Origin of the sequence: Flagellimonas sp. MMG031 (assembly GCF_040112705.1) — a bacterium.
Taxonomy (GTDB): domain Bacteria; phylum Bacteroidota; class Bacteroidia; order Flavobacteriales; family Flavobacteriaceae; genus Flagellimonas.
Genome location: NZ_CP157804.1, coordinates 1487597 through 1513918, shown reverse-complemented (window position 1 = coordinate 1513918; position 26322 = coordinate 1487597). Strand labels below are relative to the sequence as shown.

Sequence of the window (26322 nt, the reverse complement as noted above, 5' to 3'; positions counted from 1 at the left end):
CAACACGAGACCCATAACTCGTAACTTACCACTCCCGATTCCTAAGACATCAATCCAAATCATTGTTCTCCCGATACGCCCTGCTTTTCCGAATCATGATATCCAAAATTTGCAGTTTGTCCTCGGAAGCTATCGCATTTTGAAATGCTTCGTCCACTTCGCAGAAATACATGAAATCGTCAATGCGCTCCATGGGAATCTTCAAAGTGGTCAAAAACAGGGAGTCTCCATAAAATCCTTGCACTTCTTGGGTCTGGGCATAAGTTCTATCAATTTTTACCCGGTTCTTGAGCATTTTTGTACGTCCGGTGATGGCATTGATGATGGGATTCAGGCTCATACCCCCACCGGCTCCTCCAAGTCCGCCCCCAGCGGTTACCCTCATGGCAGATGCTTCTTGCAGCTTTCGTTCGCTCTGTGTGGGTATCCGACGATGGGCATTGGGCAGATTCAAGGCCTCGGCAGTCACATCTTTTTCCAGTACCACCCGGTCTATGTCCTTTGTGAGGTCTCCCGTAAGATTATAAGGGGTCACCACCACTTCTTTCAATTCGTTCACAAACTCCTGCATGGGAACCTCAACAAAGTTAGAATTGTACAGGGTTTCGGTGACAGGTACTATTTTCCTAAGAAAGTGTACGGCAGAGAACACTAAGGTATCGTTCACGCTGACCTCGATGGCAAAATTCCCGTCCAAATCGGTGATAACGGCATTTTGGGTGCCTAGATTTTGGACCACCACCCCGACCACATCCTTATCTTCGCTGACCACTCTTCCCCGCAATACCTGTTCCTCACCAGATTGGGCAAAGCCCCATTGGGTTACAAAAAACAATACCGCAAGCCAGCAGTTTTTCATTCTTCGTTCAAGGTTGCCAGATATTCTTTGCTCTGGGTCACTAGAAAATCGATCAACTGAAATTCGTTCTCCTTTTTAAGGAGCGTCTGTGAAGGTACCTTATCGTCGCAGTATAGTAGAAAAGCATCTATTTTATCCTGTGGAAGTCGAAGATCTACGACAAAAAATTCATCATCGTACACTTGGCGAAGCACCTCGCTTACCTTTAAAGGCTCCCTTTCCTGTCCGCTCTCATCCTGCGACTTGAACAGCGCCTTGAAAATGTTTACGAAGTTGATACCGTCCCGCATCCCTCGGGTAATCCGGGAATTGGCCACATTTTCTACCTCTGTGCCACGATCTATTTCGTATTCAAACTGTTTAAAGTCTTCGTTCTTGACCTCTAGGAAACGTTCTTGGTTTTCTGGGGTAACAATCACCTCGTCCAACTCCTGCACCTTTTCGTCCACTTCGACCACCAAACGGTTATTGGCCAAAATTTCCGGGGTGACATCCACTACTTTGAGCTGATAGTTGATGGCGGTAAATACCAACTGATCGCCTTCCTTCACTTCAATCATAAACTCACCGTTATCGTTGGTAATGGTCGCCCGCCCACTAGTGGAGTTGATAACATTCTCATTGGGCACGTTGGAACTCCTATACAACACCTTTCCCCTCAGCATGGTGCGTGAATCCTGTGCTAAGCACCAGCCGCTCAGGAGCAAAGAGAACACTATCAAAAATGTATTTTTCATGTATACGTGTTTACTACAAGTTAAAGAAAAACCTTGACACCGATATAAAAAATTAAGTGGTTCTAAACTTTTGTTAATTCTGCGTTGCCAAATATAGGAAAGTGCTTTCCGTTCACCCGTAAATTTCGTGTTTGGACGGTATTTATGATAAAAATTGGAACATAAGTTTAGTTTTGCTTTTTACGTTTGGTGAAATCCTCAAATAACTAACACTGTGAAAACTTACATTGTCTATTTGGTCATTGGCCTAGTGGCGATCAACTCCCTGAGCGCGCAGGTAAAAATCGGTGACAACCCGCAGAACTTGAACCCCGCATCGTTATTGGAATTGCAGAGCTCCAATCGTGTTTTGGTCATTACCCGGGTTACCGATGCCCAAATGAGCGGTATTTCCCCACTGCCCGGTGCCGTGGTCTACAATACGGACCAAGGCTGTTTGCACTATTACAATGGAACGGAATGGATCAATATCTGTGAGGAGTTGGACAATTCGTTTACCGTAAGTACAAGAGCTGATTCCCTGCAACAGGTAAATCCCAATGCAAGGGACAACACTATTGCCATTTTGGAGTCCATCAACCCAGATGGGAGCACCAATTATAATTTTGAGGTCAACCGAATTACGGGCGCGAACATTGTGGATACGTCCATCAACGGTTCCACCAAACTGCAAAACGAATCCGTGACCAACAACAAACTGGCCGAAAAGTCCGTAGGACTACGGAATTTGGCCGATGCCACCAATACCGGCGACCTGTTGATGTACAATGGAACCGCATGGAACTTTGTGAACCGTACGGACCTGCTGAACACCCAGTTGGACAGTATTGTGGGGAACGAGGTGGTTGGTCCCACCGATGCTACTCTTCTTTTAAATGGTGCTGGGAGTCAAGCCGACCCGTTGACTTTGGATGTGGCCGAAGGCGGAATCACCGCTTTTGAGATTGCGACCGATGCAGTGACCACGGATGAAATTTTAAATGGCAACATACTTACAGAAGATATTTCGGATGATGCGGTGACCACCGCAAAGATTTTTGACGGGGCGGTGACCAACGCCAAACTTGATAAAGCGAATATTCCTTTAAGTGGATTTGCTGCAGCCGCAGCGAATGTTGATTTGGATAGCAATAGGATTATTGATGTCGGTAATCCTGCGGATGCCCAAGATGCCGCGACCAAAGCCTATGTCGACGCACTGGACGGAACGGACGACCAAGACCTTGGAACCGGAACTGGCGGTACTCCAAATGAGAGCGTCGAGCTGACCATAACGGATGGAGCAAGCACGACAATAGACATCCGTGATGCGGATTCCGATATAACCAACGAAATACAGAACATCGAGGAGGTTCTAGCCGATGGAAACAACGCCAACGGAGCCGTGATAACCGGACTCGGCACACCGACAGCAGCAAGCGACGCAGCTACAAAAGCCTATGTCGACGCACTGGACGGAACGGACGACCAAGACCTTGGAACCGGAACCGGCGGCACTCCAAATGAGAGCGTCGAGCTGACCATAACGGATGGAGCAAGCACGACAATAGACATCCGTGATGCGGATTCCGATATAACCAACGAAATACAGAACATCGAGGAAGTGCTCGCCGATGGAAACAACGCCAACGGAGCCGTGATAACCGGACTCGGCACACCGACAGCAGCAAGCGACGCAGCTACAAAAGCCTATGTCGACGCACTGGACGGAACGGACGACCAAGACCTTGGAACCGGAACCGGTGGCACTCCAAATGAGAGCGTCGAGCTGACCATAACGGATGGGGCAAGCACTACAATAGACATCCGTGATGCGGATTCCGATATAACCAACGAAATACAGAACATCGAGGAAGTGCTTGCCGATGGAAACAACGCCAACGGAGCCGTGATAACCGGACTCGGCACACCGACAGCAGCAAGCGACGCGGCTACAAAAGCCTATGTCGACGCACTGGACGGAACGGACGACCAAGACCTTGGAACCGGAACTGGCGGTACTCCAAATGAGAGCATCGAGCTGACCATAACGGATGGAGCAAGCACTACAATAGACATCCGTGATGCGGATTCCGATATAACCAACGAAATACAGAACATCGAGGAAGTGCTCGCCGATGGAAACAACGCCAACGGAGCCGTGATAACTGGACTCGGCACACCGACAGCAGCAAGCGACGCAGCTACAAAGGCATACGTGGATGGAATTAATGTTTCTTCGGGAGATGGGATTACAGTCACAAATCCCGCTGTCCAAGAATTTAATGTAGCTGTGACCAATCCTGTTATAGCAGTAGGAACCGTTATTGGTGGAGTGGACAACTCCACTGGAGCAATTGTAACTAATAATGGGGGTGGTTCATATACAGTAGACCTCAGTGTCACACCTACAAATTATGTTGTCCAACTTACCACAATTGGTGGGATAGGAGCAAGAACCATTCAGGTAACAACTCAAACAGGAGCTCAATTCAATGTTCAAGTTTATGACGGAACTGGTGCGGTTTCTGATTCTGATTGGAATTACACAGTAATAGCTTTTTAAATTTTGAAACCCCTCCTCCACATAATCGCCCTTCTTTCCGTCTCGTTTACCTTGGCCCAGAGCGGGCTGTACAATAGTGGTAACTTTACGGTGCAAAACAATGCCCAAATAGGGTTGCATACCGATTTTATCAACGATGGCAATTTTGATCAGACCACCGGACTCGTCGGGTTTTATGGCAATAGGCCCATCATCGTTTCCGGAAGCATTCCCCCCACCCTATGGGACACCGAGATTTTGATGAGCGGCAACGTCTTTTTACAAAACACCCTCTTGGTACGCAACAATGTCAATTTTATTGATGGGGACTTTTTGAGCCCAACCAACATAGCTGCGGTGAACCTAAATTTTATGGACACCGGATTTTTTACCGGGGAAAGCGATGCCTCAAAAGTCACCGGCTTTGCAGCCATCACCAATCAGGATGTTTTTTCCTTTCCTGTGGGCGATTCGGCGCAGCTCAGACCACTGATCCTAAATTCTCAAGGCAATACGCCCTTGGCGGTTTGCGCTTATTTTTTTGAGGACCCTTCCAATCCAGAGACCATTTTGCAGGGTTTCGATACCGAACAAAAAGTCAGGGATATTGGAACGGTATCGGACCGTGAATTTTGGATCATCCAAAGTGATGTGCCTGCACAGGTCACCATTTCTTGGAACAGCCGAAGCTCCTTGGCCACTATACCCAATGCCACACTGGAGTCCATCATTGTGGTAGGCTGGAGCAAAGCGTCCAACCAATGGGTCATTATAGGAAATTCGGCTATAAGTGGCGACCTTGCACAGGGGTTTATCACCTCGCAAACCTTTGTTCCGAGCGATTATGCGGCCATTACCTTTGGTACCATTCCATTGCCCACAGATACTTTTGCCGTGGAAAACCCGACCCTTGGCAATTATTTTTTGAGTCCAAACGGGGATGGCATCAACGATTTTTTGGTCATCGATGGGATGGAAGAATCACCGAACAATAGCTTGCGCATCTTTAACCGCTTTGGTCAAAAAGTGTTTGAAAAGTTCAACTACATCAACGAATTTAATGGGGTATCCAACACGGGAAGTTTTGTGGTGAGCCAAGATGCTGGGCTACCCGAAGGTGTCTATTTTTACTTGGTTTCGTTGGACGACCTAGAGTTGCAGTACACGGGCTTCCTTTTTCTGGACAGATAAAGCCATTGAACATTATTTCTTTCCGTTTTATTCTTTTTCATAAATTTGTGCTGGTCCTAAGATAATACCTCACGCAAGACCACCTCTTCTTTCCCAAACACTTTTGCAGTAGTCATTAGAACTAAAATTATGGTTCAATGAAAAAGTTTCTTTTTTTGTTGGCGCTGCTTGGTCCTACCATACTTTTGGCACAGGTCAAGATCGGTGCCCATCCAGAGTCCATAGACGCGGGCTCCATCCTCGAACTGGAAAGTTCCAATAAGGCCCTCGTGCTTACCAGGCTCAATAATGAACAAATGCTGGGTTTAAATCCACTACGTGGGGCTTTAATCTATAATTCGGACACAGCCTGTTTGCACTATCACAATGGAATCCAATGGATAAATCTTTGTACAGCGCTGACCGGCCTCACGTTTACGGATAACGGTGATGGCAGCATTACCTTGGAAGACGGGCAAGGAAACGAAACCACCTTTAATGGTGCTCCGGAGACGGTAACCACCCTTGTCAATAACATGGATGGCACTTTCACCTACACGAATGAAGCCGGAAATGAGACCGTCATCAACATCCTGAATACCGATGAACAGACCTTGGGCACCAATGGAAATCCAGGCCATATCGAAATTTCAAATGGCAATAGTGTAGTACTGAACGTTGAGGATGCAGATGCTGACAATCAAAATGAAATTCAAAACCTAGAGTTCAACGGAGGCATTATAAGCCTCTCCGATGATCCTGGGAACACCCAAATTGACCTCAGCAATTATGATAGTGACGCCACGGACGATTTTGATGGCGATTGGTCCTCCCTCACCAACATACCCGCTGATATTGCCGATGGGGATCAAAATACGGTAACCAACTTGGTCCAGGACAATATGACCGGAGTGGTGACCTATACCAACGAATCCGCCGTAGACCAGACAATAGAAATCATTTCCATTGACGCCAACAATCATATTACGGTCGGAAGTGATGGCGGCGCCTATTACGAAAGCCCCATCAAGGCTTTTGGAAAGATTGCACCAAACGGAACCATATTGCGTGCCACTGCAGGAATAACCATTACCAAACTGGCAGGTGCCGGACATTATCGAGTCAATCTTCCGGGTATGATGTCCGATGCCAACTACATCATACAAATTGCACAACCCAGTCGCGAAGGCGCAGGAAACGATGACCCCAGCATTGCCTATCTCAATCAATCGGTTTCAAGCTTTGAAGTAATCATAGGGGATAACGACAACGGAGGAACGGATACAGGAAGATTTGATTCTGAATTTATGTTTACGCTTTTGGATTTATGAGGGCGATAATCGTTCATACCAAATCTTACTCCCTCCACAACTGGGTGATGCTTTTTTTGCTTCTGATATTTCAAAAAGGCCTGGCACAGGATGCGCTTCAAAATTTTGGGAACCTTCGTGTTCATGAAAATGGTATGGTCGGTTTTCATACAAACCTCATCAACAATGGACCATTTGACCAAAACCTGGGGTTAGTGGGTTTTTATGGTAACCAAGAGCTGGAAGTTTCGGGCACGGAGCCTGTTGCGTTTTTTGATTTTGAAATCTTTGCTGAAAATGGATTATTGCTATCCAATGGACTACAGGTGAGAAACAATATCAACTTTGTGATAGGGGACTTGATTACCGCAAAAAACAGCTCAAACATTGCCATTGGTTTTGTGGACGATGCATTCTACATTGGCGCAGCAAACACTTCCCACATAAATGGGTATGCCAGCATAACCAATAAAGAGCTATTTACCTTTCCCATAGGTGATGGAACTCGATTAAGGAGTTTGACCTTGGCGTCTTCACAAACCAATGCTATGGCAAAATCCGCCTACTTCCACGAAGACCCAAACAATCCCTTATCCGTTAATGCACAATTCAACACCAACAGCAAAGAAAATGAAGAACTCGAAATCAGCAATGTTGAATTTTGGGCCGTAGAAAGCGAGTACCCATCCACAGTCACCATCAAGTGGTTCCCTGACAGTTTTCTAAGCCTGCTTTCCGATAATGCCCAAAAACTTCGGATTGTTGGGTGGAATAAAAGTACGCAACAATGGGAAGATCTTGGGAACACCGCGGTGACGGGTAATTTGGAATCCGGCAGTATCACTTCGGATCTATTTGTTCCCAATCAATATGCCGTGGTCACTTTGGCCGGTATGGAGAACGCCCTGGAAACACTTTCATTAGCATCCAAGAACTACTTACTAACACCCAATGGTGATGGCGCCAACGATTCTTTTAGACCTATTGATGCGGAAAACAGCCCTAATAACATTCTAAATATTTACAATAGAAACGGGATACTCGTCTACTCAAAAATCAACTATCGCAACGAATTTGATGGAATCTCGAACGTTAACTCCGTTTTTAAGCGGAATAAGGGACTGCCCAGTGGCGTATATTTTTACATCCTTACCCTAAAAGATACGGGCAGTAAGGTAAACGGTTATATTTACATCGCCCGATAGTTTGAACAGGTCCTAAATATTTCAAAAGACGAATTAAAAATACTTCTTAACTTGGTGCAAAATTCGTTTTCATGAAAAGAAGAAACTTTATCAAAACCACCTCGGCTTCGGGATTGGCCTGTGCCCTCCCTCCCCTGTTTCCCACGATTTTCGACCCAATTTATTCCACAGAAGAATTAATGGGGAAAGCCAAAATCGAGTTGTTTGGTGAGGGCATCAACCTTAGAAAAGAGGCTTATGAGTCCTTCTTGGAAATGAAAAAAGCTGCCTATTCGGACGGATTTGACATCAAAATGGTATCCAGTTACCGCGATTTCTTCCGGCAGCGGACCATTTGGGAACGGAAATATCTGGCCTTTACCGAGGAAGATGGCATGACACCCTTGGATGCCATCGACAAAATTATAGAGTACTCCACTATTCCAGGTACGAGCAGGCATCATTGGGGTACGGATATCGACATTATTGATGGCTTCCCTGAAGTATCCGGAGATGTACTTGAGGCCGATAAGTTTGAGGCAGGCGGTCCTTTTGAAGGCTTAAAACACTGGTTGGATGAAAATTCGACCAAATATGGGTTCTATCTGGTATACACCAACAATCCTAGACGAAGGGGCTTCAAATATGAGCCATGGCATTATAGCTATGCGCCTCTTTCCATTCCCATGCTCACCGAATACCGAAAGTTGAACATTCTGAAATTGCTCCAAAAAGAGGATTTCTTCGGTATCGAACACTTTACCAATAGGTTTGTACGCACCTACATACAGGACAATATTTTGGACATCAACCCCGTATTGCTATAACCGTTTTTTTGTATCTTCCGTTAGCTAGAACACTACACCATGAGAAGAGGAAGTTGGAGGATACGCATCCTTATCGGCTTGGCCATCGTAGCCTTTGCCTTTATTCGCCGCTGCAGCAACCAAGAGGAAAACCCCTATACCGGTAGAACGCAGAACATTGACATGACGGCCGAGCAAGAGATTGCCATAGGGCTACAAAGTGCACCCCAAATGGCACAACAGCACGGAGGGCTCTACCCCGATGAACAGCTACAGGCATTGGTGGACGCCGTTGGCAACAAACTGGTAAACAACAGTGTGGCCCGTGAGACTCCCTACCAGTACGAATTCCATCTTTTGGCCGATGACAGCACCATCAATGCATTCGCACTTCCGGGCGGACAGATTTTTATCACTTACGCCCTTTTTTCCCAACTGAACGAACCACAACTAGCTGGCGTTTTGGGGCATGAGATAGGCCATGTACTGGGAAGGCATTCCGCGGAACGTATCGCTGAGAGCAGTTTTTGGCAGACCTTGGCCACAGGAGCCTCCGTTGGAGGAGACATGGGGAACCTGGTCGCTGGGATTGGGCAGAACACCTTACTGAAAAATGGAAGGGGCGACGAGCTAGAAAGTGATGAACTGGGTGTCCTTTTTATGATTGAATCCGGGTACGACCCCACCGAGATGATCACGGTTATGGAAATCCTGAAATCGGCCACAGGCCCAAACAGGGTGCCAGAGTTCCAAAGTACCCATCCCGACCCCGAAAACAGGATAGAAAAAATAAAAGAGGCCATCGAAAAATATTCCGGTCGATAGAATTGGCTGTTTATCGATAAAAAAGGCATTCTGTCTTTTATTCCTTATCTTTGAGTAAACCCGAATCCTACCTACGTTCTCTTAATCTTTTTATGCGGTAAAAAGAGAGAACATATGGGAACACTAGTACACTTTAAAGATCTCTATTTAGAGGCGTTTGACGATTGCAAACCTAGCTTTGTCGTATATTTCTTGAAGGGATATTCGATATTTTGCGCGGTCATGTTGTTCATGGCCTTTTACGCATTTTTGTACAGAGCTTTTACAGGCTTTGAATTCTAAGCCGCGAGACACACTCTTTTGCAAGGACACTATAATTATGTAAAATGAGCAAAGGCCCCATCCGTTTGGATAGGGCCTTTTTCGTTCGACGAATAAACTCCTTTTCTATTTTTTCATAGCAGTTTCCAAAACGGACTGAGCTTCAGTTGCATTGGACATTTTTGCGTACTTCATGGCGGTCATTCCCCCATCGCAGCGCATTTTCAGGTTGGCCCCATTTTCGATGAGTACCTTCAAAACTTCCGCCTTGTTGTACCTAGCGGCATAATGGATAGGAGCCCTTCCCAAAGATTTTTGGTTGACATCCTCCCCCAGTTCGATAAACTTTTTTACAGTGTCCACATCCCCTTGCATCACCGCCTTGCAGAAAGCGCTGAGTTCATCGGGAGCTACCATTTCAAGGTTGACCGTGTTGTTAGTGGCAACAGGTTCGTTGGCAGTAATGCCGCTTAGGGCCAACATGGAAAATGCGGCCACTGTGAAAATTGTTTTTTTCATGATGAATGTTTTTGATTAATGAATTTACTTGTTATAAAAATAGACTTTCAAAAACCCGTCCTGTTACACGATTAACAGTTATATAACTAAATTTTAACTATCCTTCAATTTTAACATAAAATAATTAACAATTCCGCAATTATAATTTTAACAAAAAGCTAGGGCATCCAAGGAGATCATTTTACTTTTGTAGTACAACTTTCAACTATGAACAAAAAGGTTATTCTTATGATTTTGGATGGATGGGGAAAATCTCCCGATCCAAATGTTTCGGCCATTGAAAAAGCAAACACACCATTCGTTGATTCACTCTATAAAAACTACCCAGATGCAGACTTGCTCACCGATGGCATGAACGTAGGGCTACCTGAAGGACAGATGGGAAACAGCGAGGTGGGGCACATGAATTTGGGAGCTGGACGTATCGTATATCAAGATCTGGCAAAAATCAACAAAGCCGTAAAAGAAGACACCTTAAAAAACGAACAGGTCCTTAAAGATGCATTCGACTACGCCAAAACCAACAACAAACCCGTGCACTTTTTGGGATTGGTGAGCGATGGTGGGGTGCATAGCCATATCGACCATTTAAAGGCTTTGATCACAGCTGCCGATGAAAGCGGGGTAGAGCACGCCTATATTCATGCCTTTACCGATGGCCGTGATGTGGATCCCAAAAGCGGAAAGGGCTTTTTGGTGGACTTGGACCAATTTTGCGCGGACAAAAAGACCAAACTGGCTTCTGTAATCGGAAGATACTACGCCATGGATCGTGACAAACGTTGGGAGCGGGTAAAAATGGCCTACGATGTGGTCGTAAACGCCGAAGGCGAAAAAACCCAAAACATTGGGAAAGCCGTGCAAAAGAGCTATGATGAAGGGGTAACCGATGAATTTATCAAGCCCTTGGTCATGACCGATTCAAACAATGAACCGCTTGCCAAAATCAAGGATGGTGATGTCATTATTTTCTTTAATTTCAGGACCGATAGGGGCCGTGAACTCACGCAGGCCCTGAGCCAGATGGATTTTCACGAGCAGAACATGCACAAATTGGACTTGTATTATGTGACCATGACCAATTATGATGAATCCTTCAAGGGCATCAAAATCATTTTCAACAAAGAGAACATTAAGGACACTCTCGGTGAAACCCTTGCCAAGCATGGCAAAAAGCAGATTCGAATAGCCGAGACCGAAAAATATCCGCACGTTACCTTCTTCTTTAATGGTGGACGCGAGGAGCCTTTCGAGGGCGAACAACGGATTCTTTGCCCATCACCCAAGGTAGCCACATACGACCTTCAGCCAGAGATGAGCGCTTATGACATTCGGGATGCCATCATTCCCGAGCTCAAAAAAGGGGAAGCCGACTTTGTATGCCTCAATTTTGCGAATCCTGACATGGTAGGCCACACCGGGGTTATGGAAGCAGCCATCAAAGCGTGTGAAACGGTTGATGAATGCGCGAAGGACGTTATTACGGCCGGATTGGAAAACGGTTATTCCACCATTGTAATTGCCGACCACGGTAACTGCGACACCATGATCAATCCTGATGGCAGCCCCAATACGGCACATACCACCAATCCAGTTCCTCTGATTTTGGTGGACAAGGACATCAAGGAAGTACAAAATGGCGTTCTGGGGGATATTGCCCCGACCATACTAAAAATGTTGAACGTTCCACAACCCGAAGCCATGACCCAAAAACCATTGGTTTAGGTCAAATACCTTTAAATCGATAGAATCAATTTATCTTTGCCGCATGATCAAAGTAAAAACAGCAGAGGAAATTGAGTTGATGCGCGAAAGCGCATTGGTCGTATCCCGTACCTTGGGTATGTTGGCCAAAGAAATAAAGCCCGGTGCCAACCCCTTGAAGTTGGATAAAATGGCCGAGGACTTCATTCGGGAACAAGGAGCTGAACCTGGCTTTTTAGGGATGTACGATTTTCCGAACACGCTCAACTGGAGCCCTAATGCCCAAGTGGTACATGGTATTCCCGGAAATGAGCCCCTCAAGGAAGGTGATATCATTTCTGTGGATTGCGGTGCCCTAAAAAATGGCTTTTATGGAGACCATGCCTATACCTTTGAAGTAGGCGAGGTAGCAGAAGAAACCAAAAAACTGCTCAAAGTCACCAAAGAATCGCTTTACTTGGGAATAAGGGAATTCAAATTGGGGAACCGCGTGGGCGATGTGGCCTATGCTATTCAAAAATATACCGAAGACCACGGCTATGGTGTTGTCCGGGAATTGGTGGGTCATGGTTTGGGCCGTGAACTGCATGAAGACCCCCAAATGCCCAATTATGGCAAAAGAGGACGAGGCAAAAAATTTGTCAACGGAATGGTGGTTGCCATTGAGCCCATGATCAACATGGGGACCAAACGTATTAAGCAATTAAGGGATGGCTGGACCATTTTGACTGCCGATGGCAAACCAAGTGCCCACTTTGAACACGATGTTGCCCTGATTGACGGAAAACCAGAACTGCTGTCCACTTTCCAATACATTTACGAAGCTTTGGGCATCACCAGTGATGAAGAGGATGAGTTTCGCAGTAAGAAGTTGGTGCTGTAGTGATCAGTAATCTTTATATTGACACGAATTTCACCAATTTCTCAAATAAATGTCCCAAATCATTTATAAAAACGAATCCTACTTTTTGATTGGTTTGTGCATGGATGTTCACAGTGAGCTAGGCAAAGGATTCAGTGAAGCAGTTTATTGCGATGCCCTTGAAATTGAATTAAAGTCCAATGGCGTTCCATTCCAAAAAGAAGTAAAATTTGACATCATCTACAAAGGTGAAAAGCTAATGCATCACTATTATGCAGATTATTTGGTGGACGGTAAAATCATCTTAGAGCTTAAGGCCGTCGAAAAAATCACCAGTGGACATATCAAACAAACATTGAATTACTTGGCAGCATCAAAAATGAAACTAGGATTAATTATAAACTTTGGTGAAGATAGTTTAACCTATAAAAGAGTAATATTACAATCCAATTAGAGGAAATTCGTGTAATTCGTGTCAAACATCTTTAAATATTTTCTGAATCTAATCCCTCGTCCTTTACTCATCCGATTAAGCTATTGGGTGCGGCCGTTGATTGCCCTTTCCCTAAAGGGAAAAACATATACCGACCCCATCGATGGAAAAAGTTTCAGGAAGTTTTTGCCTTACGGATACGAAAATCCTCGTGAAAACGTCCTCTCCCCCTCTACCTTATCCCTGGAAAGGCATCGACTCTTGTGGCTCTATCTCAAAAATGAGACAGACTTCTTTACCAGGCCCATAAAGCTGTTACACTTTGCACCCGAGCAGGCCTTTTATCAGCGCTTTAAAAAGTTGGACCATATTACCTACACTACTACTGATCTGAATTCGCCTTTGGCCGATGTAAAAGCTGATATTTGCCACTTACCTTTTGATGAGGACACGTTTGATGTCATCTTATGCAACCATGTGCTGGAGCATATCCCCGATGACACCAAAGCCATGCAGGAGCTTTACCGTGTGATGAAACCGGGAGGTTGGGGCATATTCCAAATTCCGCAGGACCTGAAAAGAGAGCAAACCTTTGAGGACAATACCATTACCGACCGAAAGGAGCGGGCACGGATTTTCGGTCAGTACGACCATGTACGCATTTACGGAAGGGATTATTTTGATAAGCTTCGTAGTGTAGGCTTCAGCGTTGAAGAAGTGGATTACACCAATACACTTCCAAAGGAAGATGTAGAAAAGTACCGTTTGGCCAAGGGGGAAATCATCCCGCTGGTAAAAAAGTGATTATTGCTTGACCAAGGCTTCAAAGCCAGGGGTAAAAAACTCTTGTGTTGCCCCATTTTTGTCCAAATAGATGATATAGGCTTCAAGTTCGTCATGATTCTGAAGTACATCCTTTGATTCTTCCAGATCCAACGCCATAAAAGTAGTGGCATAAGCATCGGCCATGGCACAGGTCTTAGCAACAACGCTTGTGGCCAATACATTGGAATTTTTGGTATATCCCGTTTTTGGGTTAATGGTATGCACAAACTTCTCGCCCGTTGCCGGGTCTACCCTAAATTTTCGATAGTTTCCAGATGATGCCATGGCCACATCCTTTAGGGAAACGATTTGCTTGAGCTGGCGTCCTGTCTCCACTTGTGGGTCATCAATACCTACGGTCCATTGCTTTCCGGACACCAAATTGGTTCCCTTGGCCAAGACTTCGCCGCCAACTTCAACGAGATAATTCTTAATGCCTTTTTGGTCGAGCATAGCCCCCAATCGATCAATGGCATAGCCCTTAGCTACTGCGTTGAAGTCGAAACGAATGGATGGATGTTCCTTAGTTATGGTATTATCTGTATTCAGTTTCACTTTTTCCCATCCTACATATTGCAACAAGCTGTCCACACGAAGGCTATCGAGCTCTATCTGCTCCCCTGGTCCAAAGCCCCATGCGTTTGCCAAAACACCGATGGTAGGGTCAAAATAACCGTTTGAAGCCTTATGGACCTCGCTAGATACCTCAAAAACCTCCCTAAACATATCATCTACCTGAATGGTGGAGTCCCCAGCATTGATTTTTGAAATATCAGAATCAGGAATATAGGTGGACATGGACTGGTTAAGCACCTGAAACACCGAATCAATTTCTTGTTGGTAGTCCAACTCCTCATCCGCAATATAGATGATGGAGTAGGTGGTTCCCAAGGCATTGCCCCACGATTGGTTTTTGATGTGCTCTTTGGGTGTACAACTTGCCAAAAAAAGCACCATCAACACTAAAGTAATCGGTTTATGCTTCATCTATATTTCAATTAATCCTTGATAATCCACCACATATTCCTCGTTCAGATACAACGGCTCGGTCCTATCCGCCGCATTGGAAAGGCCCACGCCCGCAAAGTAGGTTCTTGCCTCGAACTTTTCTGCATGGTTCTTGACTTTCTGCATCAATTCCTTATCATATTCCCTGGGATTGAATGGAAATTCCACATTACGCACTACAATGAAGTGTAGTATCTTTTCTTTAAGACACACATATTGAGGATTTTTTTTGAGTTTACTGTTGATGGCCATAAACTCAAATCCATCCGCTTCCAGTTCCCGGCCCACAATGTTCATGGCCAAGTTATGAAGTTCCTGCTCTGTTAATTCTCTTCCCATACCTAACAAAAAAAACCGATGCTGGGAGCATCGGTTTGGTTTCACTTTACCTCTCGACAATGCTCGAGGTGGTATATTTTCTTGGTTTTTATCCACCAAAGTCATCAAATCTGATATTCTCATCTGGAATACCAAAGTCCTCGCCCATTTTTTGAACGGCCTTGTTCATCAATGGAGGTCCACAGAAATACAATTCGATGTCCTCAGGGGTTTCGTGATGGTTCAGGTAGTTATCGATAACGCAGTTGTGGATAAATCCAACAAATCCGTCGCCTTCCTCATCATTGATATCTTTCTTCACCTTCCAGTTATCCTCTTCCAATGGCTCAGAAAGTGCCATATAGAATTTAAAGTTGGGGAATTCCTTCTCCAATTGCTTAAAGTGGTCGATGTAAAACAGCTCTCTCTTGGAACGTCCTCCGTACCAATAGGTCACTTTTCTATCCGTTTTCAAAGTCTTGAACAAATGGTACAAGTGGGAACGCATCGGGGCCATACCGGCACCACCACCTACGTATAGCATCTCTGCTTCGGATTCGTTGATAAAGAATTCACCGAACGGACCAGAAATGGTTACAGGATCACCTTCTTTCAAACTAAAGATGTAAGAGGATGCAATACCTGGGTTTACGTCCATCCATCCGTTTTTGTTACGATCCCATGGTGGGGTCGCGATACGGACATTCAACATAATTTCTCTTCCTTCCGCAGGGTAAGAAGCCATGGAATAGGCTCTCTCAACCGTCTCAGGGTTCTTCATGACCAATGGCCACAAATTGAATTTATCCCACTCCGCTTGGAACTTGTCTGGAGTTTCATGCTCCTCCGGGTGAGCGGTGATATCGATATCCGAATATTTGACCTCACATGGAGGAATTTCAATTTGGATATATCCACCAGCCTTGTAGTTCATATCCTCTGGGATTTCCACTACGAATTCTTTGATGAAAGAGGCTACGTTATAATTACGCACTACTTTGGCATCCCATTTTTTGATACCGAACACCTCTTCTGGAATCGTAATTTCCATATCCTGCTTTACTTTGACCTGACAGGCCAAACGCGCTCCTTCTTGCAATTCCTTTTTGGAAAAATGAGGAGTTTCCGTAGGAAGCGCCTCTCCTCCACCGGATAGCACATGGCACTCGCACTGGATACAGGTTCCACCACCACCACAAGCGGATGGCAAGAATATTTTTTGATTACCCAAAGTGGACAACAACGATCCACCAGAACCCACTTCCAACTCCTTTTCGCCATTAATGGTAATGGTTACGGGGCCAGATGGTGATAATTTTTCCTTAGTGAACAGCAACAATGCCACCAACACTAACAACAAAACAAGAAATGCAACTACTGTTATTAAGATAGTACCTCCGGTACTTGCGGCTAATATCATCTTTTATTTGTTTAAGGCTTCGTTATAAGAGATTGCTTTTTCGTCTTCATCAATCTCTTTTTTAATTTCTTTTTCCTTTTGGGTCTCCACAGTGGTGTTTTGGGTCTCCTCTGGTGGTTCGTTATCCCCGGTAAGCATACCACCGAAGCTTTGGAACCCGATTCCCATCAAACCTGTTATGATAAAGGTAATGCCCAATCCGCGCAAGGGTGCGGGCACATTGGAGTAACGAATCTTTTCACGGATGGCGGCAATGGCCAAAATAGCCAAGAACCAACCAATACCGGAACTGATTCCGTAGTTCAATGCCAAACCGATGTTAGGGATATCCCTGGTCTGCATGAACAAAGACCCCCCAAGAATGGCACAGTTTACCGCAATCAATGGCAAAAAGATACCCAAGGAGTTGTACAAGGATGGAGAAAATTTCTCCACTACAATTTCTACCAGCTGAACCATCGTCGCGATAGTTGCAATAAAAAGAATGAAGGACAAAAAGCTTAGGTCATAATCGGCATATTCAGGACCCAACCATACCAAAGCTCCATCTTGAAGCAAATATTTGTCCAACAACCAGTTCAATGGTACGGTAACACCCAATACGAATATTACGGCTGCCCCCAAACCTACAGCTGTGGTCACTTTTTTGGATACGGCCAAATAGGAGCACATGCCCAAAAAGACCGCAAACACCATATTGTCTACGAAGATTGATCTAAAAAATAATTCTAAATGCTCTAACATGCTTCCTCAGTTTATGCTTCTTCAATTAATGCCCTGTTTCTGGAACGTTGCACCCATATAATGATTCCTACGACAATCAGCGCTGCAGGCGGTATGATCATAAAACCGTTGTTCTCGTATCCGATGGAGTACAATCCGGTTTTGGCGATGGGGTCTCCAAGAACTTTGATTCCGAACAATGTCCCGGAACCTAAAAGTTCCCTAAAGAAACCAACAATTACAAGGATAACTCCATATCCCAACGCGTTTCCGATCCCATCAAGAAAAGCTCTTCTTGGTCCGTTTCCGAGTGCGAATGCCTCAAAACGTCCCATGATGATACAGTTGGTAATGATAAGTCCAATAAATACGGACAAGGTTTTACTAAGGTCGTAAGCGAATGCCTTCAACACTTGATCCACAATAATTACCAAGGCGGCAACAACCACCAACTGGACAATAATCCTGATTTTGGAAGGGATAATATTCCTGATCAATGATATGACCACGTTACCTACTCCCATTACAAACAATACGGATATCGCCATCACTACCGAAGCTTTCAATTCTGCGGTAATCGCCAAGGCAGAACAGATACCCAATACCTGAATGGTAATGGGGTTGTTATCGGCCAACGGGTCTTTTATAAGATTTGCATCTTTTTTTGATAGTAGCGCCATATTAATTGGATCTAATAGTTTGTAAATAAGGTTTGTAAAGCTTCAAGCTCTCTTTGATCATGGCGCTTACCCCGTTTCCGGTAATGGTAGCACCTGCCAAAGCATCCACTTCATTGTCTTCTTTATTTTCGTTAAGGGGGTCATTGTTTCCTTTGGCCACCTGTACACCTTCATAAGTGTCCCCGTCCATTACGGATTCTCCTTTAAAGTCATCCATAAAGAAACGTTGGTTAATGTTGGAACCGAGTCCGGGTGTTTCTCCTTTGTGATCAAAAAAGACCCCTTTGATTTCCATATTCTCACCAACGGACATATATCCCCAAATAGCATCCCAAAGTCCTTTACCGTACATAGGGATGATATAATATTTCTCACCGTCCTTTTCTCCGACCAAGAGCGGAAGTTCTGCGTTTCCACCGCTTTTGGCTTCAGCGAGTGCCTTCTCTACGTTGATCAAATAGGCGTTGTCCCTTTCAACCACTTGGGAACCGTCCCATACCAATTGTTGGGTGATGTATTTTGAAAATGCGCCCTCTACCTCGGAAGTAGGCACAAAAGAAACATCTCCATCGCCTTCATTCTCATTGACACCCATGGCATAAAGGATGTTCTGTTGCTTTTCAAAGCGCACGTTCTCATCTATCATTGGCTTAAGGCCGGACGCAACAAAAGCAAGGAGCGATCCGACAACAACAACCATTAGCACTGCAAAAATTACAGTATAGCCATTCTTTTCTGTATTGACTGCCATAATTACGCTGTTTCCGTTTTTAGTGAATCAACCTCATCCGAAGCTTTGGGATAGATGGTTGCAGTTTTCAATCTCTTCAATCTCTTTTTGATATTGCCCTTGACCACGTAGTGGTCGATGGTAGGTGCAAATACGTTCATCAATAGGATGGCCAAGAATACGCCTTCTGGATATCCTGGGTTGAACACCCTAATCATGACGGACAGGAATCCGATGAAGAATCCGTAGTACCATTTTCCTTTATTGGTCTGTGAACCCGTTACCGGGTCGGTTGCCATGAAAACGATACCGAAAGCCAAACCTCCTACAATCAAATGCTGCCAGAAGGGGAAGCTCATCAAAGTGTAGAACTTGCTGTACTCGGGAAGCCATCCAGCGTCCACGATACCATTAAAGATAAGTCCCATGGCCAAGGCACCGATTACGGCACTCACCATGATGCGCCATGACGCTATCTTGGAAAAAATCAAGAAGAGTCCTCCCAAAAGAATCAACAAGGTAGATGTTTCACCCACTGAACCTGGGATAAATCCGTAGAACATATCAGCCAAGGAATAGGAATAGTCCGAGCCTTGCGCCAAGGACCCAAGAATGGTCTCTCCAGAAATGGCGTCGGCAGTACCTGCTCTTTCCACAGCTTCGTGCACCCAAACTTTGTCACCACTCATCCAAGTTGGATAGGCGAAGAACAAAAAGGCCCTAATCGTCAAAGCGGGATTTAAAATATTCATTCCGGTGCCTCCGAACACTTCCTTACCGATAACAACGCCAAATACAACGGCGACGGCCAACATCCAAAGTGGAGTATCAACCGGCACGATCAAAGGAACCAACATACCTGTTACCAAGTATCCTTCCTCTACTTCGTGTCCCTTGATTACGGCAAACAAGAATTCGATGGCCAAACCGACACCGTAAGAAACAATGACCAACGGCAATACGGTAGTAACTCCAACCCAGAAATTGTCCCAAGTCAAGAAATGCTCGAAAAGGGAGAAATTCTCAGGAAAACCGTTGATTGCCGAATAATGTTGATATCCTGCGTTGAACATTCCGAACAACAAACAGGGCACCAACGACAAAATAACGGTGTTCATGGTACGTTTCAAATCGTCAGCAGCACGAACGTGAGCCCCCGAATGGGTCGTTTCATTGGGAGTATAAAGAAAAGTATGCAGTGCGTTAAAGGCCGGGGCCATTTTTTTGCCCTGATACTTAAGTTTTAACTGATGTAATTTTTCTTTCAAAGCCATATTATCCTAATTCTTTTTGTAACAAATCCAATCCTTCCCTGATTATTTGTTGGTGCGGTTGTTTTGAAATACAGATGAATTCCGTCAAAGAGAAATCCTCAGGGGCCACTTCATAAAGGCCCAATTGTTCCATTTCGTCCAAATCCTTTACCATGCAGGCCTTTAACAATTGAAGCGGGTAGATATCCATTGGAAAAACCTCCTCATACCTTCCCGTTACCACGAAAGCCCTGTGCTCGCCATTGGTATTGGTATCTAAATCGTATTTCTTTTTGGGCTGCAACCAAGAAAAGGTCAGTGCCCTTGTGGACGATATTTTATCGAAAACCGGCTTGTTCCATCCAAAAAACTCATAATCGTCGCCTTCTGGAATGGCCGTAACCGTATTATTGTAGAAGCCCAAATATCCTTCAGTATTGGTTTTGGTACCTGTCAGCACATCGCCATTGATCAACCTGAACCTATCTTCCGTTACGCCGCTGGCATATAAAAAGGTAGAGATTTCAGCCCCGATCTTGGTCCTGTAGTATTTCGGTGCTTTGATTACGGAACCAACCAACGCAACTATTCGCTCAGCATTGAATTTACCGGTCAGCAAAAGCTCACCCAACATCACAACGTCCTGTGGTGAAAGGGTCCAAACCACCTCACCCTTGTTGATGGGGTCTATTTTATTTATTTGTGTACCTACCAATCCTGCTGGGTGTGGACCTGTGATTCTATGAAGCTCAACTCCTTTTAAATCAACAAAAGGTGACCTTGCATTGCCCTTCCCAACTGTAACATGGATTTTTCCAGGGGTCATTTTACTCAATCCCATTATTGCAGCTTGGATTTCCTGCTCCTTGCCCCTTAAGGCAAAATCCGGGTCGGCCTCCAAAGGAGCCGTGGAATAGGCGGAAATAAAAATAGCTTTGGGAGTGGCATTGGGATCAGCGATCACATCGTAAGGTCTTTGCTTGATAAAGGGCCATCCACCACACTGTAAAAGGTAGGATTTAATGGCCTCACCATCGGCCGTATCCAAATCCGGCACCTTGTTGATCATGTATTGCTGTTCCTTATCGGCAAGAATCTTTAGCGTTAAGATTCGCCTCCTAGCCCCCCTAACGATTTCCACAAGTTCTCCGCTGACAGGGGAAACGAAGTGCATGTCTTCGTTGTTCTTGTTATAAAAGATGGGCTCGCCCGCTTTTATCTCTTCGCCTTCCTTAATCAACATTTTTGGAGTGATTCCGTGGAAATCATCTAAGTTCAGGGCATATACGTTACTCGCAACGGCATTGGCTATAGTCTGCTCTGCTGCCCCGACGAGGTTGATGTTCAACCCCTTTTTAATCCGGATGTCTTTAGACATATTATTGTAGACCTTAGGTTATCAAAATCGAACGCAAAAATAGCACTAAAAGGATTGTTTTCATAATAATTAACTATAAAATTGGGATTATAACGAGCTTACTTCATCGAGCACAGTTTTTGTTTAACTTTACCACAAAATAGTGTCCCAGATGCGTTTAACCTACATTTTAGTTCTTTTCGGTTTGATGGCCCAGCCAACTTTTGGCCAAGTGATGGAGGAGGTGGAGCCACCGGAGAATATCAAATCGATTGTTTTCAAGGGGCCGACGGAAGATCAATTTCCCGTCATCCAACTGGGCGAGCCCATCACCTTGGAGTTCGACGACCTGATGGCCAATGAACAGGACTACTATTACAAAATCTTTCATTGCGATTACGATTGGACACCATCCCAATTGTTAAAATCCCAATATCTGGACGGGGCGGACAACCAGCGTATTATCGACTACGAAAACAGCTATACCACACTACAGCCCTATTCCAACTATCGACTCACCATTCCCAATCAAAACGTGAGGTTAAGGGTTAGCGGCAACTACGTACTGGAGGTATACAACAGTTATGGCGACCTTCAGTTTTCCAGAAGGTTTGTGGTATACCGAAATGTGGTGAATGTGGCCGGTGTGGTAAAAAGGTCAAGGGACTTCAATTTCATCAACACCAAGCAAGTGGTGCAATTTACCATCAACACCGCTGGTTTCAACGTGGTCAATCCAAAGCGGGAAATCAAGGTGGCCATCATCCAGAACCACCAATGGCCCACGGCACTCTACAACATTCCACCCCAATTCACCATTGGTACCGAACTCGTGTATCGTTACAATGAAGAAACCAGTTTTTTCGGGGGCAATGAATACCTGAATTTTGACACAAAAGACCTCAGGTCGCCCACTTTTGCCATTTCCAAGATTGAAATGAGGGAGGTGTACCACCACTACCTGTTCACGAATCAATATCGTTTCGACCAGGAATACACCTACTTTCCTGATATCAATGGGGATTTTGTGGTCAGGACAATGCAAGGAGAGGATGTTTCCCGCGAAGCGGAATATTCCAAAGTGCACTTTAGTCTACCCTACAGTAACTTGATTGGATTGGATGATGTGTACGTCATCGGAAAGTTCAACAACTACGCACTTTCCGAGGAGAACAAGATGACCTTTAATGAAGAAAGCGGGAAATTTGAAGTGACCCTGCCCATTAAACAAGGGTTTTACAATTATAAATATGTAGTGCAGCGCGAAGACGGAACCCTAGAACCCAATTTGGTCAGCGGCAATTTCCATTTTACCGAAAACAACTATCTCATCTTGGTGTACTACCGTGATTTTGGTGAAATGTACGATAGTATAATAGGTATAGGCTCCGTAAACTCTCAAAATATCAGCAATTAATTATCTTTACCCTATCCTTATCTAAACTATATGGCCAAAAAGGGTGGGTTGATTACCAAAGGACGGTACGAACTGAAGTTCCGTGGCGTGGAGTGCTTAAACTGCGGCCACCCATTGGACATTAGTGACAGGTACTGCCCCAATTGCTCCCAGGCCAACAGCACCAAAAAACTAACGCTTAAGGATTTCTTGGACGAGTTCTTCTCCGGGCTGATCAACTACGACTCCAAACTGCTAAAAACCCTTTCCGCTCTTTTACTTAGGCCGGGTAGCATCACAAAGGACTATGTAAATGGCAAACGGATCACCTACACCAATCCTTTCCGCTTTTTGTTGAGCTTGGCCTTTCTCTACTTTTTGATGTTTACTTACAACAATAATTTTACGGGTTTGGACAAGGCCGCAAGGGAATTCGACGGGAATATTTATGGCGGCTCCCCGATCAGTTTTGATGTGGACTCCGGCAATTTTGAAGTGGACAGCACGGCGCTCGAAGAACAGTCCGATAAGACCAAAAACATGTTGGACTCCTTAAAGAAAACAAATCCCGGTGTTTTGCTGGGCATGAACAAGTTGGACTCCATCAAGAAGGCCGACCCAAAATTGTCCGAACAGCTCCAATACATGGACTCCATCGGGGTGTTTGTGCAAAGTGCACAGCGCAAAGAAAGGAAAAAGGATTCCTTGATGCAGGCGGACCCTGGGGCCTATTTTAAAAGTTTGGGGAATGGGTCCGGGCTGGAAAACTTCTCCAAAAAAGCGGAGTTTTTCGGCTATTTCATCAAACAGGACACGCTATATAGTTTTGATGAGGCGCGGGAAAAATATGGTGTGGAAGAAACCACGACCAACAAAATGGCCTTTAACTTTTCCAATAGCATCTGGAAGATTATGAGTTCGCCGGGAAGATGGATCAACAATACCATTTCCAAGCTTCCTTTCATCATATTTTTCTTTATGCCTGTGTTCACCGTGTTCATTTGGTTGGTGTACATCAGAAATAATAATACCTACACCGATCATCTTATCTTTAGTTTCCACAATCAATCGCTCTTATTTATCTTGCTCATCCTTAGCCTTACATTGGATACCATTTTCAACTGGAACAGCTCGGGAATCTTTTTGTTGATTTTTGGCATTTACCTGTACAAGGCCATGCGAAAATTCTACGGACAGGGAAGATTTAAAACTATTGTGAAATACATTTTCCTGAATACCATTTTCATGATATTGGCCTTTTTGACCATTATCGTGACGTTCACGGGAAGTGTCTTTACCTATAATTGATATGTTTACACAGGTCACTAAAGGAATCAAAGTTTCGGTCCGCACCACTTTTGAGGGCACTTTCTTCAAAAACTACAAGGTGCACTATGCGTTTGGCTACACCATTTGTATAGAAAACCTCAGCAAGGATACCGTACAGCTCACCGCAAGGCACTGGGATGTGTTCGACGCCCTTAAGGAAATGGAGACCATTGACGGCGAAGGTGTTATCGGCCGAAAACCAGTGATAAAGCCGGGTGGTTCCCATACGTACAGTTCAGGTTGCCTTTTGGCGTCGCCCGTAGGAGCCATGCGTGGTCACTACCACATGGTCAACTTTACCAACGCCAAGGAGTTTGAAGTGGACATTCCCACTTTCAAGTTTGCGGCGCCATTTGCGATAAACTAGTACGGGTCATTTTATATTCCCTACAGGTTTCACTACCTTTGATAGAATTGTAAAACACTAAAAAGACATTTCTATGGGAAAAGGATTTTTTCAAGTTCCGACGGCTTACAACGAACCTGTATTGAGCTATGCTCCAGGTTCTCCCGAACGAGAAGAAGTACTGAATCAATATAAGGCATTCTACAACCAAAAAGTGGACATTCCACTTTATATCGGTAGCGAAGATATAAAGACAGGCAACACCAAGCCACTCTCTCCTCCCCACGACCATAAGCACATATTGGGGCATTACCACTTGGCAGAAAAAAGTCATGTGGAGAAGGCCATTTCCAACTGTTTGGAAGCAAGAAAGCAGTGGGCCGACCTTACTTGGGAACAGCGCGCCGCCGTTTTTCTGAAGGCTGCCGAGCTGATTGCAGGACCCTACCGCCAAAAAATGAACGCCGCCACCATGCTGGGGCAATCCAAAAATATTTATCAGGCCGAAATCGACTCTGCTTGCGAAATTGTCGACTTTTTGCGTTTCAACGTAGAGTACATGTCCCAGATTTACGGGGAGCAACCCGAATCGTCCGAAGGCGTTTGGAACCGCGTAGAGTATCGTCCGCTGGAAGGATTTGTTTACGCCATCACCCCGTTCAACTTTACCGCCATCGCCGGAAACCTTCCCGCAAGCGCGGCCATGATGGGCAACGTAGTAGTTTGGAAACCAAGTGATAGCCAAATCTATTCCGCCAAAATCATCGTGGATGTGTTCAAGGAAGCTGGACTGCCCGACGGGGTCATCAACGTGGTGTACGGAGACCCGGTCATGATTTCCGATACCGTACTTGCCAGCCCAGATTTTTCTGGGATTCACTTTACCGGCTCTACGGATGTTTTTAAATCGCTTTGGAAACAAATAGGAAACAACATCCACAACTACAAAACCTACCCAAGAATTGTTGGCGAAACTGGAGGCAAGGATTTCATCATTGCCCACCCTACGGCAAAACCACAACAAGTGGCCACAGCCATTACCCGAGGGGCATTCGAGTTCCAAGGACAAAAATGTAGTGCGGCATCAAGGGTATATCTGCCCAAGTCCACAGCCAATGAAATCTTGGAATTGGTCAAAAAGGATATTGCTTCGTTCAACAAACCGGGGTCACCCGAGGACATGAGCAATTTTATTACCGCCGTGATCCATGAAGGCGCTTTCGATAAATTGGCGAAGTACATCGACAAGGCCAAAGAAGATAAAGATGCCGAGATTATTGCCGGAGGAAATTACGATAAATCCGTAGGTTACTTTATTGAGCCGACCGTAATCCTGACCACCAATCCACAGTACGAGACCATGTACACCGAGCTTTTTGGCCCTGTGGTCACCGTGTATGTGTATGAGGACAAAGACTGGAGCGAAACCTTGAAATTGGTGGACGGCACCTCTGAATATGGTTTGACGGGAGCTGTCCTATCAGGCGACCGCTACTCCATCGACGAAGCCACGAAAGCATTACAGAATGCAGCCGGTAACTTCTACATCAACGATAAACCTACAGGGGCCGTCGTGGGACAACAACCCTTCGGTGGAGCACGGGCTTCCGGAACCAATGATAAAGCCGGATCTATGCAGAACTTGCTCAGATGGGTTTCCCCTAGATTGATCAAGGAAACTTTTGTGACTCCTGAAGATTATCGATATCCATTTTTGGGATAACCTCAAAAACAATTAATTTA

At 45.0% G+C, this 26322-nt stretch carries 26 protein-coding genes; 15 read left to right on the top strand and 11 right to left on the bottom strand.

Annotation, left to right across the window (positions count from 1 at the left end; translation table 11 throughout):
- Positions 1 to 49 precede the first annotated feature (49 nt).
- A complete protein-coding gene (locus ABNE31_RS06730; RefSeq protein ID WP_349352814.1) occupies positions 50 to 859 on the bottom strand; it encodes a carboxypeptidase-like regulatory domain-containing protein in 810 nt (269 codons plus the stop codon).
- The gene (locus tag ABNE31_RS06725) at positions 856 to 1596 is read right to left on the bottom strand and encodes a carboxypeptidase-like regulatory domain-containing protein (protein WP_179385154.1); all 741 of its coding nucleotides are present in this window, start codon (positions 1594 to 1596) and stop codon (positions 856 to 858) included. The genes ABNE31_RS06730 and ABNE31_RS06725 overlap by 4 nt, the downstream gene beginning before the upstream one ends.
- A 214-nt stretch (positions 1597 to 1810) precedes the next feature.
- Here ABNE31_RS06725 and ABNE31_RS06720 point away from each other — a divergent pair, with 214 nt between their 5' ends.
- The 7 genes from ABNE31_RS06720 to ABNE31_RS06690 all read left to right on the top strand — a co-directional run bounded on the left by ABNE31_RS06720 (position 1811) and on the right by ABNE31_RS06690 (position 9697).
- Entirely contained in the window at positions 1811 to 4141 is a 2331-nt protein-coding gene (locus ABNE31_RS06720) for a hypothetical protein (protein WP_349352813.1), read from the top strand.
- A 3-nt stretch (positions 4142 to 4144) separates the two neighbouring features.
- Positions 4145 to 5311, top strand: a complete 1167-nt coding sequence (locus ABNE31_RS06715; protein ID WP_349352812.1) for a gliding motility-associated C-terminal domain-containing protein — start codon at positions 4145 to 4147, stop codon at positions 5309 to 5311.
- Positions 5312 to 5448: 137 nt separating this feature from the next.
- Positions 5449 to 6621, top strand: a complete 1173-nt coding sequence (locus ABNE31_RS06710; RefSeq protein ID WP_349352811.1) for a hypothetical protein — start codon at positions 5449 to 5451, stop codon at positions 6619 to 6621.
- 47 nt (positions 6622 to 6668) lie between these two features.
- A complete protein-coding gene (locus ABNE31_RS06705; RefSeq protein WP_349352810.1) occupies positions 6669 to 7805 on the top strand; it encodes a gliding motility-associated C-terminal domain-containing protein in 1137 nt (378 codons plus the stop codon).
- 71 nt (positions 7806 to 7876) lie between these two features.
- Positions 7877 to 8611: a M15 family metallopeptidase gene (locus tag ABNE31_RS06700; protein ID WP_349352809.1), complete on the top strand. Its 735-nt coding sequence runs from the start codon at positions 7877 to 7879 to the stop codon at positions 8609 to 8611.
- A 39-nt stretch (positions 8612 to 8650) separates the two neighbouring features.
- Positions 8651 to 9415, top strand: coding sequence for a M48 family metalloprotease (locus ABNE31_RS06695; RefSeq protein WP_349352808.1), 765 nt, complete (start codon positions 8651 to 8653; stop codon positions 9413 to 9415).
- A 114-nt stretch (positions 9416 to 9529) separates the two neighbouring features.
- The gene (locus tag ABNE31_RS06690; protein ID WP_306456993.1) at positions 9530 to 9697 is read left to right on the top strand and encodes a DUF6747 family protein; all 168 of its coding nucleotides are present in this window, start codon (positions 9530 to 9532) and stop codon (positions 9695 to 9697) included.
- Between the two features lie 105 nt (positions 9698 to 9802).
- Here the strand turns inward: ABNE31_RS06690 and ABNE31_RS06685 are convergent, their stop codons facing one another.
- Positions 9803 to 10195 carry an ankyrin repeat domain-containing protein gene (locus tag ABNE31_RS06685; protein ID WP_293289540.1) on the bottom strand — a complete coding sequence of 131 codons (393 nt, stop codon included), beginning with the start codon at positions 10193 to 10195 and terminating at the stop codon, positions 9803 to 9805.
- Between the two features lie 207 nt (positions 10196 to 10402).
- On the opposite strand from ABNE31_RS06685, the gene gpmI reads away from it, so the two are divergent.
- Genes gpmI through ABNE31_RS06665 form a run of 4 tightly spaced genes read left to right on the top strand, consistent with a single transcriptional unit; the run spans position 10403 to position 13998 of the window.
- Entirely contained in the window at positions 10403 to 11920 is a 1518-nt protein-coding gene (gene gpmI / locus ABNE31_RS06680; protein WP_349352807.1) for a 2,3-bisphosphoglycerate-independent phosphoglycerate mutase, read from the top strand.
- Positions 11921 to 11963: 43 nt separating this feature from the next.
- Positions 11964 to 12782: a type I methionyl aminopeptidase gene (gene map / locus ABNE31_RS06675; RefSeq protein WP_293289544.1), complete on the top strand. Its 819-nt coding sequence runs from the start codon at positions 11964 to 11966 to the stop codon at positions 12780 to 12782.
- A gap of 49 nt (positions 12783 to 12831) precedes the next feature.
- A complete protein-coding gene (locus ABNE31_RS06670) occupies positions 12832 to 13215 on the top strand; it encodes a GxxExxY protein (protein WP_349352806.1) in 384 nt (127 codons plus the stop codon).
- 18 nt (positions 13216 to 13233) lie between these two features.
- Positions 13234 to 13998, top strand: coding sequence for a methyltransferase domain-containing protein (locus tag ABNE31_RS06665; RefSeq protein ID WP_349352805.1), 765 nt, complete (start codon positions 13234 to 13236; stop codon positions 13996 to 13998).
- Here ABNE31_RS06665 and ABNE31_RS06660 read toward each other — a convergent pair whose 3' ends face one another.
- The 8 genes from ABNE31_RS06660 to ABNE31_RS06625 all read right to left on the bottom strand — a co-directional run bounded on the left by ABNE31_RS06660 (position 13999) and on the right by ABNE31_RS06625 (position 21529).
- The gene (locus tag ABNE31_RS06660; RefSeq protein ID WP_349352804.1) at positions 13999 to 15006 is read right to left on the bottom strand and encodes an FAD:protein FMN transferase; all 1008 of its coding nucleotides are present in this window, start codon (positions 15004 to 15006) and stop codon (positions 13999 to 14001) included. It abuts the gene before it with no gap.
- Positions 15007 to 15366, bottom strand: a complete 360-nt coding sequence (locus tag ABNE31_RS06655) for a Na(+)-translocating NADH-quinone reductase subunit F (protein WP_293283482.1) — start codon at positions 15364 to 15366, stop codon at positions 15007 to 15009. It abuts the gene before it with no gap.
- Positions 15367 to 15454: 88 nt separating this feature from the next.
- The gene (gene nqrF / locus ABNE31_RS06650) at positions 15455 to 16765 is read right to left on the bottom strand and encodes an NADH:ubiquinone reductase (Na(+)-transporting) subunit F (protein ID WP_179385166.1); all 1311 of its coding nucleotides are present in this window, start codon (positions 16763 to 16765) and stop codon (positions 15455 to 15457) included.
- Between the two features lie 3 nt (positions 16766 to 16768).
- The gene (gene nqrE, locus ABNE31_RS06645) at positions 16769 to 17509 is read right to left on the bottom strand and encodes an NADH:ubiquinone reductase (Na(+)-transporting) subunit E (protein WP_306013548.1); all 741 of its coding nucleotides are present in this window, start codon (positions 17507 to 17509) and stop codon (positions 16769 to 16771) included.
- An 11-nt stretch (positions 17510 to 17520) separates the two neighbouring features.
- Positions 17521 to 18168, bottom strand: coding sequence for an NADH:ubiquinone reductase (Na(+)-transporting) subunit D (locus tag ABNE31_RS06640; RefSeq protein ID WP_179385168.1), 648 nt, complete (start codon positions 18166 to 18168; stop codon positions 17521 to 17523).
- Between the two features lies 1 nt (position 18169).
- A complete protein-coding gene (locus ABNE31_RS06635) occupies positions 18170 to 18919 on the bottom strand; it encodes a Na(+)-translocating NADH-quinone reductase subunit C (protein ID WP_179385169.1) in 750 nt (249 codons plus the stop codon).
- 2 nt (positions 18920 to 18921) lie between these two features.
- Positions 18922 to 20172 (bottom strand): NADH:ubiquinone reductase (Na(+)-transporting) subunit B, encoded by a 1251-nt coding sequence (locus ABNE31_RS06630; RefSeq protein ID WP_349352803.1) that lies wholly within the window; start codon positions 20170 to 20172, stop codon positions 18922 to 18924.
- A 1-nt stretch (position 20173) separates the two neighbouring features.
- Entirely contained in the window at positions 20174 to 21529 is a 1356-nt protein-coding gene (locus ABNE31_RS06625; protein WP_349352802.1) for a Na(+)-translocating NADH-quinone reductase subunit A, read from the bottom strand.
- A 151-nt stretch (positions 21530 to 21680) separates the two neighbouring features.
- Between ABNE31_RS06625 and ABNE31_RS06620 the strand changes: the two genes are divergently transcribed.
- From ABNE31_RS06620 to pruA, 4 genes are all read left to right on the top strand, one after another.
- Complete coding sequence (locus ABNE31_RS06620) at positions 21681 to 22925, top strand: type IX secretion system plug protein domain-containing protein (RefSeq protein ID WP_349352801.1); 1245 nt, start codon at positions 21681 to 21683, stop codon at positions 22923 to 22925.
- A 30-nt stretch (positions 22926 to 22955) separates the two neighbouring features.
- On the top strand, positions 22956 to 24212 hold the full coding sequence (locus tag ABNE31_RS06615) for a DUF3667 domain-containing protein (protein WP_349352800.1): 1257 nt from the start codon (positions 22956 to 22958) through the stop codon (positions 24210 to 24212).
- Between the two features lies 1 nt (position 24213).
- Entirely contained in the window at positions 24214 to 24600 is a 387-nt protein-coding gene (apaG, locus tag ABNE31_RS06610) for a Co2+/Mg2+ efflux protein ApaG (protein ID WP_179385174.1), read from the top strand.
- A gap of 73 nt (positions 24601 to 24673) precedes the next feature.
- Complete coding sequence (gene pruA / locus ABNE31_RS06605; protein WP_349352799.1) at positions 24674 to 26302, top strand: L-glutamate gamma-semialdehyde dehydrogenase; 1629 nt, start codon at positions 24674 to 24676, stop codon at positions 26300 to 26302.
- Positions 26303 to 26322 lie beyond the last annotated feature (20 nt).

Bases quoted from the DNA above. Each gene is read 5' to 3' on its own strand.
- ABNE31_RS06730 (WP_349352814.1), bottom strand. From the start codon at position 859: ATGAAAAACTGCTGGCTTGCGGTATTGTTTTTTGTAACCCAATGGGGC.
- ABNE31_RS06725 (WP_179385154.1), bottom strand. From the start codon at position 1,596: ATGAAAAATACATTTTTGATAGTGTTCTCTTTGCTCCTGAGCGGCTGG.
- ABNE31_RS06710 (WP_349352811.1), top strand. From the start codon at position 5,449: ATGAAAAAGTTTCTTTTTTTGTTGGCGCTGCTTGGTCCTACCATACTT.
- ABNE31_RS06705 (WP_349352810.1), top strand. From the start codon at position 6,669: ATGCTTTTTTTGCTTCTGATATTTCAAAAAGGCCTGGCACAGGATGCG.
- ABNE31_RS06700 (WP_349352809.1), top strand. From the start codon at position 7,877: ATGAAAAGAAGAAACTTTATCAAAACCACCTCGGCTTCGGGATTGGCC.
- ABNE31_RS06695 (WP_349352808.1), top strand. From the start codon at position 8,651: ATGAGAAGAGGAAGTTGGAGGATACGCATCCTTATCGGCTTGGCCATC.
- ABNE31_RS06690 (WP_306456993.1), top strand. From the start codon at position 9,530: ATGGGAACACTAGTACACTTTAAAGATCTCTATTTAGAGGCGTTTGAC.
- ABNE31_RS06685 (WP_293289540.1), bottom strand. From the start codon at position 10,195: ATGAAAAAAACAATTTTCACAGTGGCCGCATTTTCCATGTTGGCCCTA.
- gpmI (WP_349352807.1), top strand. From the start codon at position 10,403: ATGAACAAAAAGGTTATTCTTATGATTTTGGATGGATGGGGAAAATCT.
- map (WP_293289544.1), top strand. From the start codon at position 11,964: ATGATCAAAGTAAAAACAGCAGAGGAAATTGAGTTGATGCGCGAAAGC.
- ABNE31_RS06670 (WP_349352806.1), top strand. From the start codon at position 12,832: ATGTCCCAAATCATTTATAAAAACGAATCCTACTTTTTGATTGGTTTG.
- ABNE31_RS06660 (WP_349352804.1), bottom strand. From the start codon at position 15,006: ATGAAGCATAAACCGATTACTTTAGTGTTGATGGTGCTTTTTTTGGCA.
- ABNE31_RS06655 (WP_293283482.1), bottom strand. From the start codon at position 15,366: ATGGGAAGAGAATTAACAGAGCAGGAACTTCATAACTTGGCCATGAAC.
- nqrF (WP_179385166.1), bottom strand. From the start codon at position 16,765: ATGATATTAGCCGCAAGTACCGGAGGTACTATCTTAATAACAGTAGTT.
- nqrE (WP_306013548.1), bottom strand. From the start codon at position 17,509: ATGTTAGAGCATTTAGAATTATTTTTTAGATCAATCTTCGTAGACAAT.
- ABNE31_RS06640 (WP_179385168.1), bottom strand. From the start codon at position 18,168: ATGGCGCTACTATCAAAAAAAGATGCAAATCTTATAAAAGACCCGTTG.
- ABNE31_RS06635 (WP_179385169.1), bottom strand. From the start codon at position 18,919: ATGGCAGTCAATACAGAAAAGAATGGCTATACTGTAATTTTTGCAGTG.
- ABNE31_RS06630 (WP_349352803.1), bottom strand. From the start codon at position 20,172: ATGGCTTTGAAAGAAAAATTACATCAGTTAAAACTTAAGTATCAGGGC.
- ABNE31_RS06625 (WP_349352802.1), bottom strand. From the start codon at position 21,529: ATGTCTAAAGACATCCGGATTAAAAAGGGGTTGAACATCAACCTCGTC.
- ABNE31_RS06620 (WP_349352801.1), top strand. From the start codon at position 21,681: ATGCGTTTAACCTACATTTTAGTTCTTTTCGGTTTGATGGCCCAGCCA.
- ABNE31_RS06615 (WP_349352800.1), top strand. From the start codon at position 22,956: ATGGCCAAAAAGGGTGGGTTGATTACCAAAGGACGGTACGAACTGAAG.
- apaG (WP_179385174.1), top strand. From the start codon at position 24,214: ATGTTTACACAGGTCACTAAAGGAATCAAAGTTTCGGTCCGCACCACT.
- pruA (WP_349352799.1), top strand. From the start codon at position 24,674: ATGGGAAAAGGATTTTTTCAAGTTCCGACGGCTTACAACGAACCTGTA.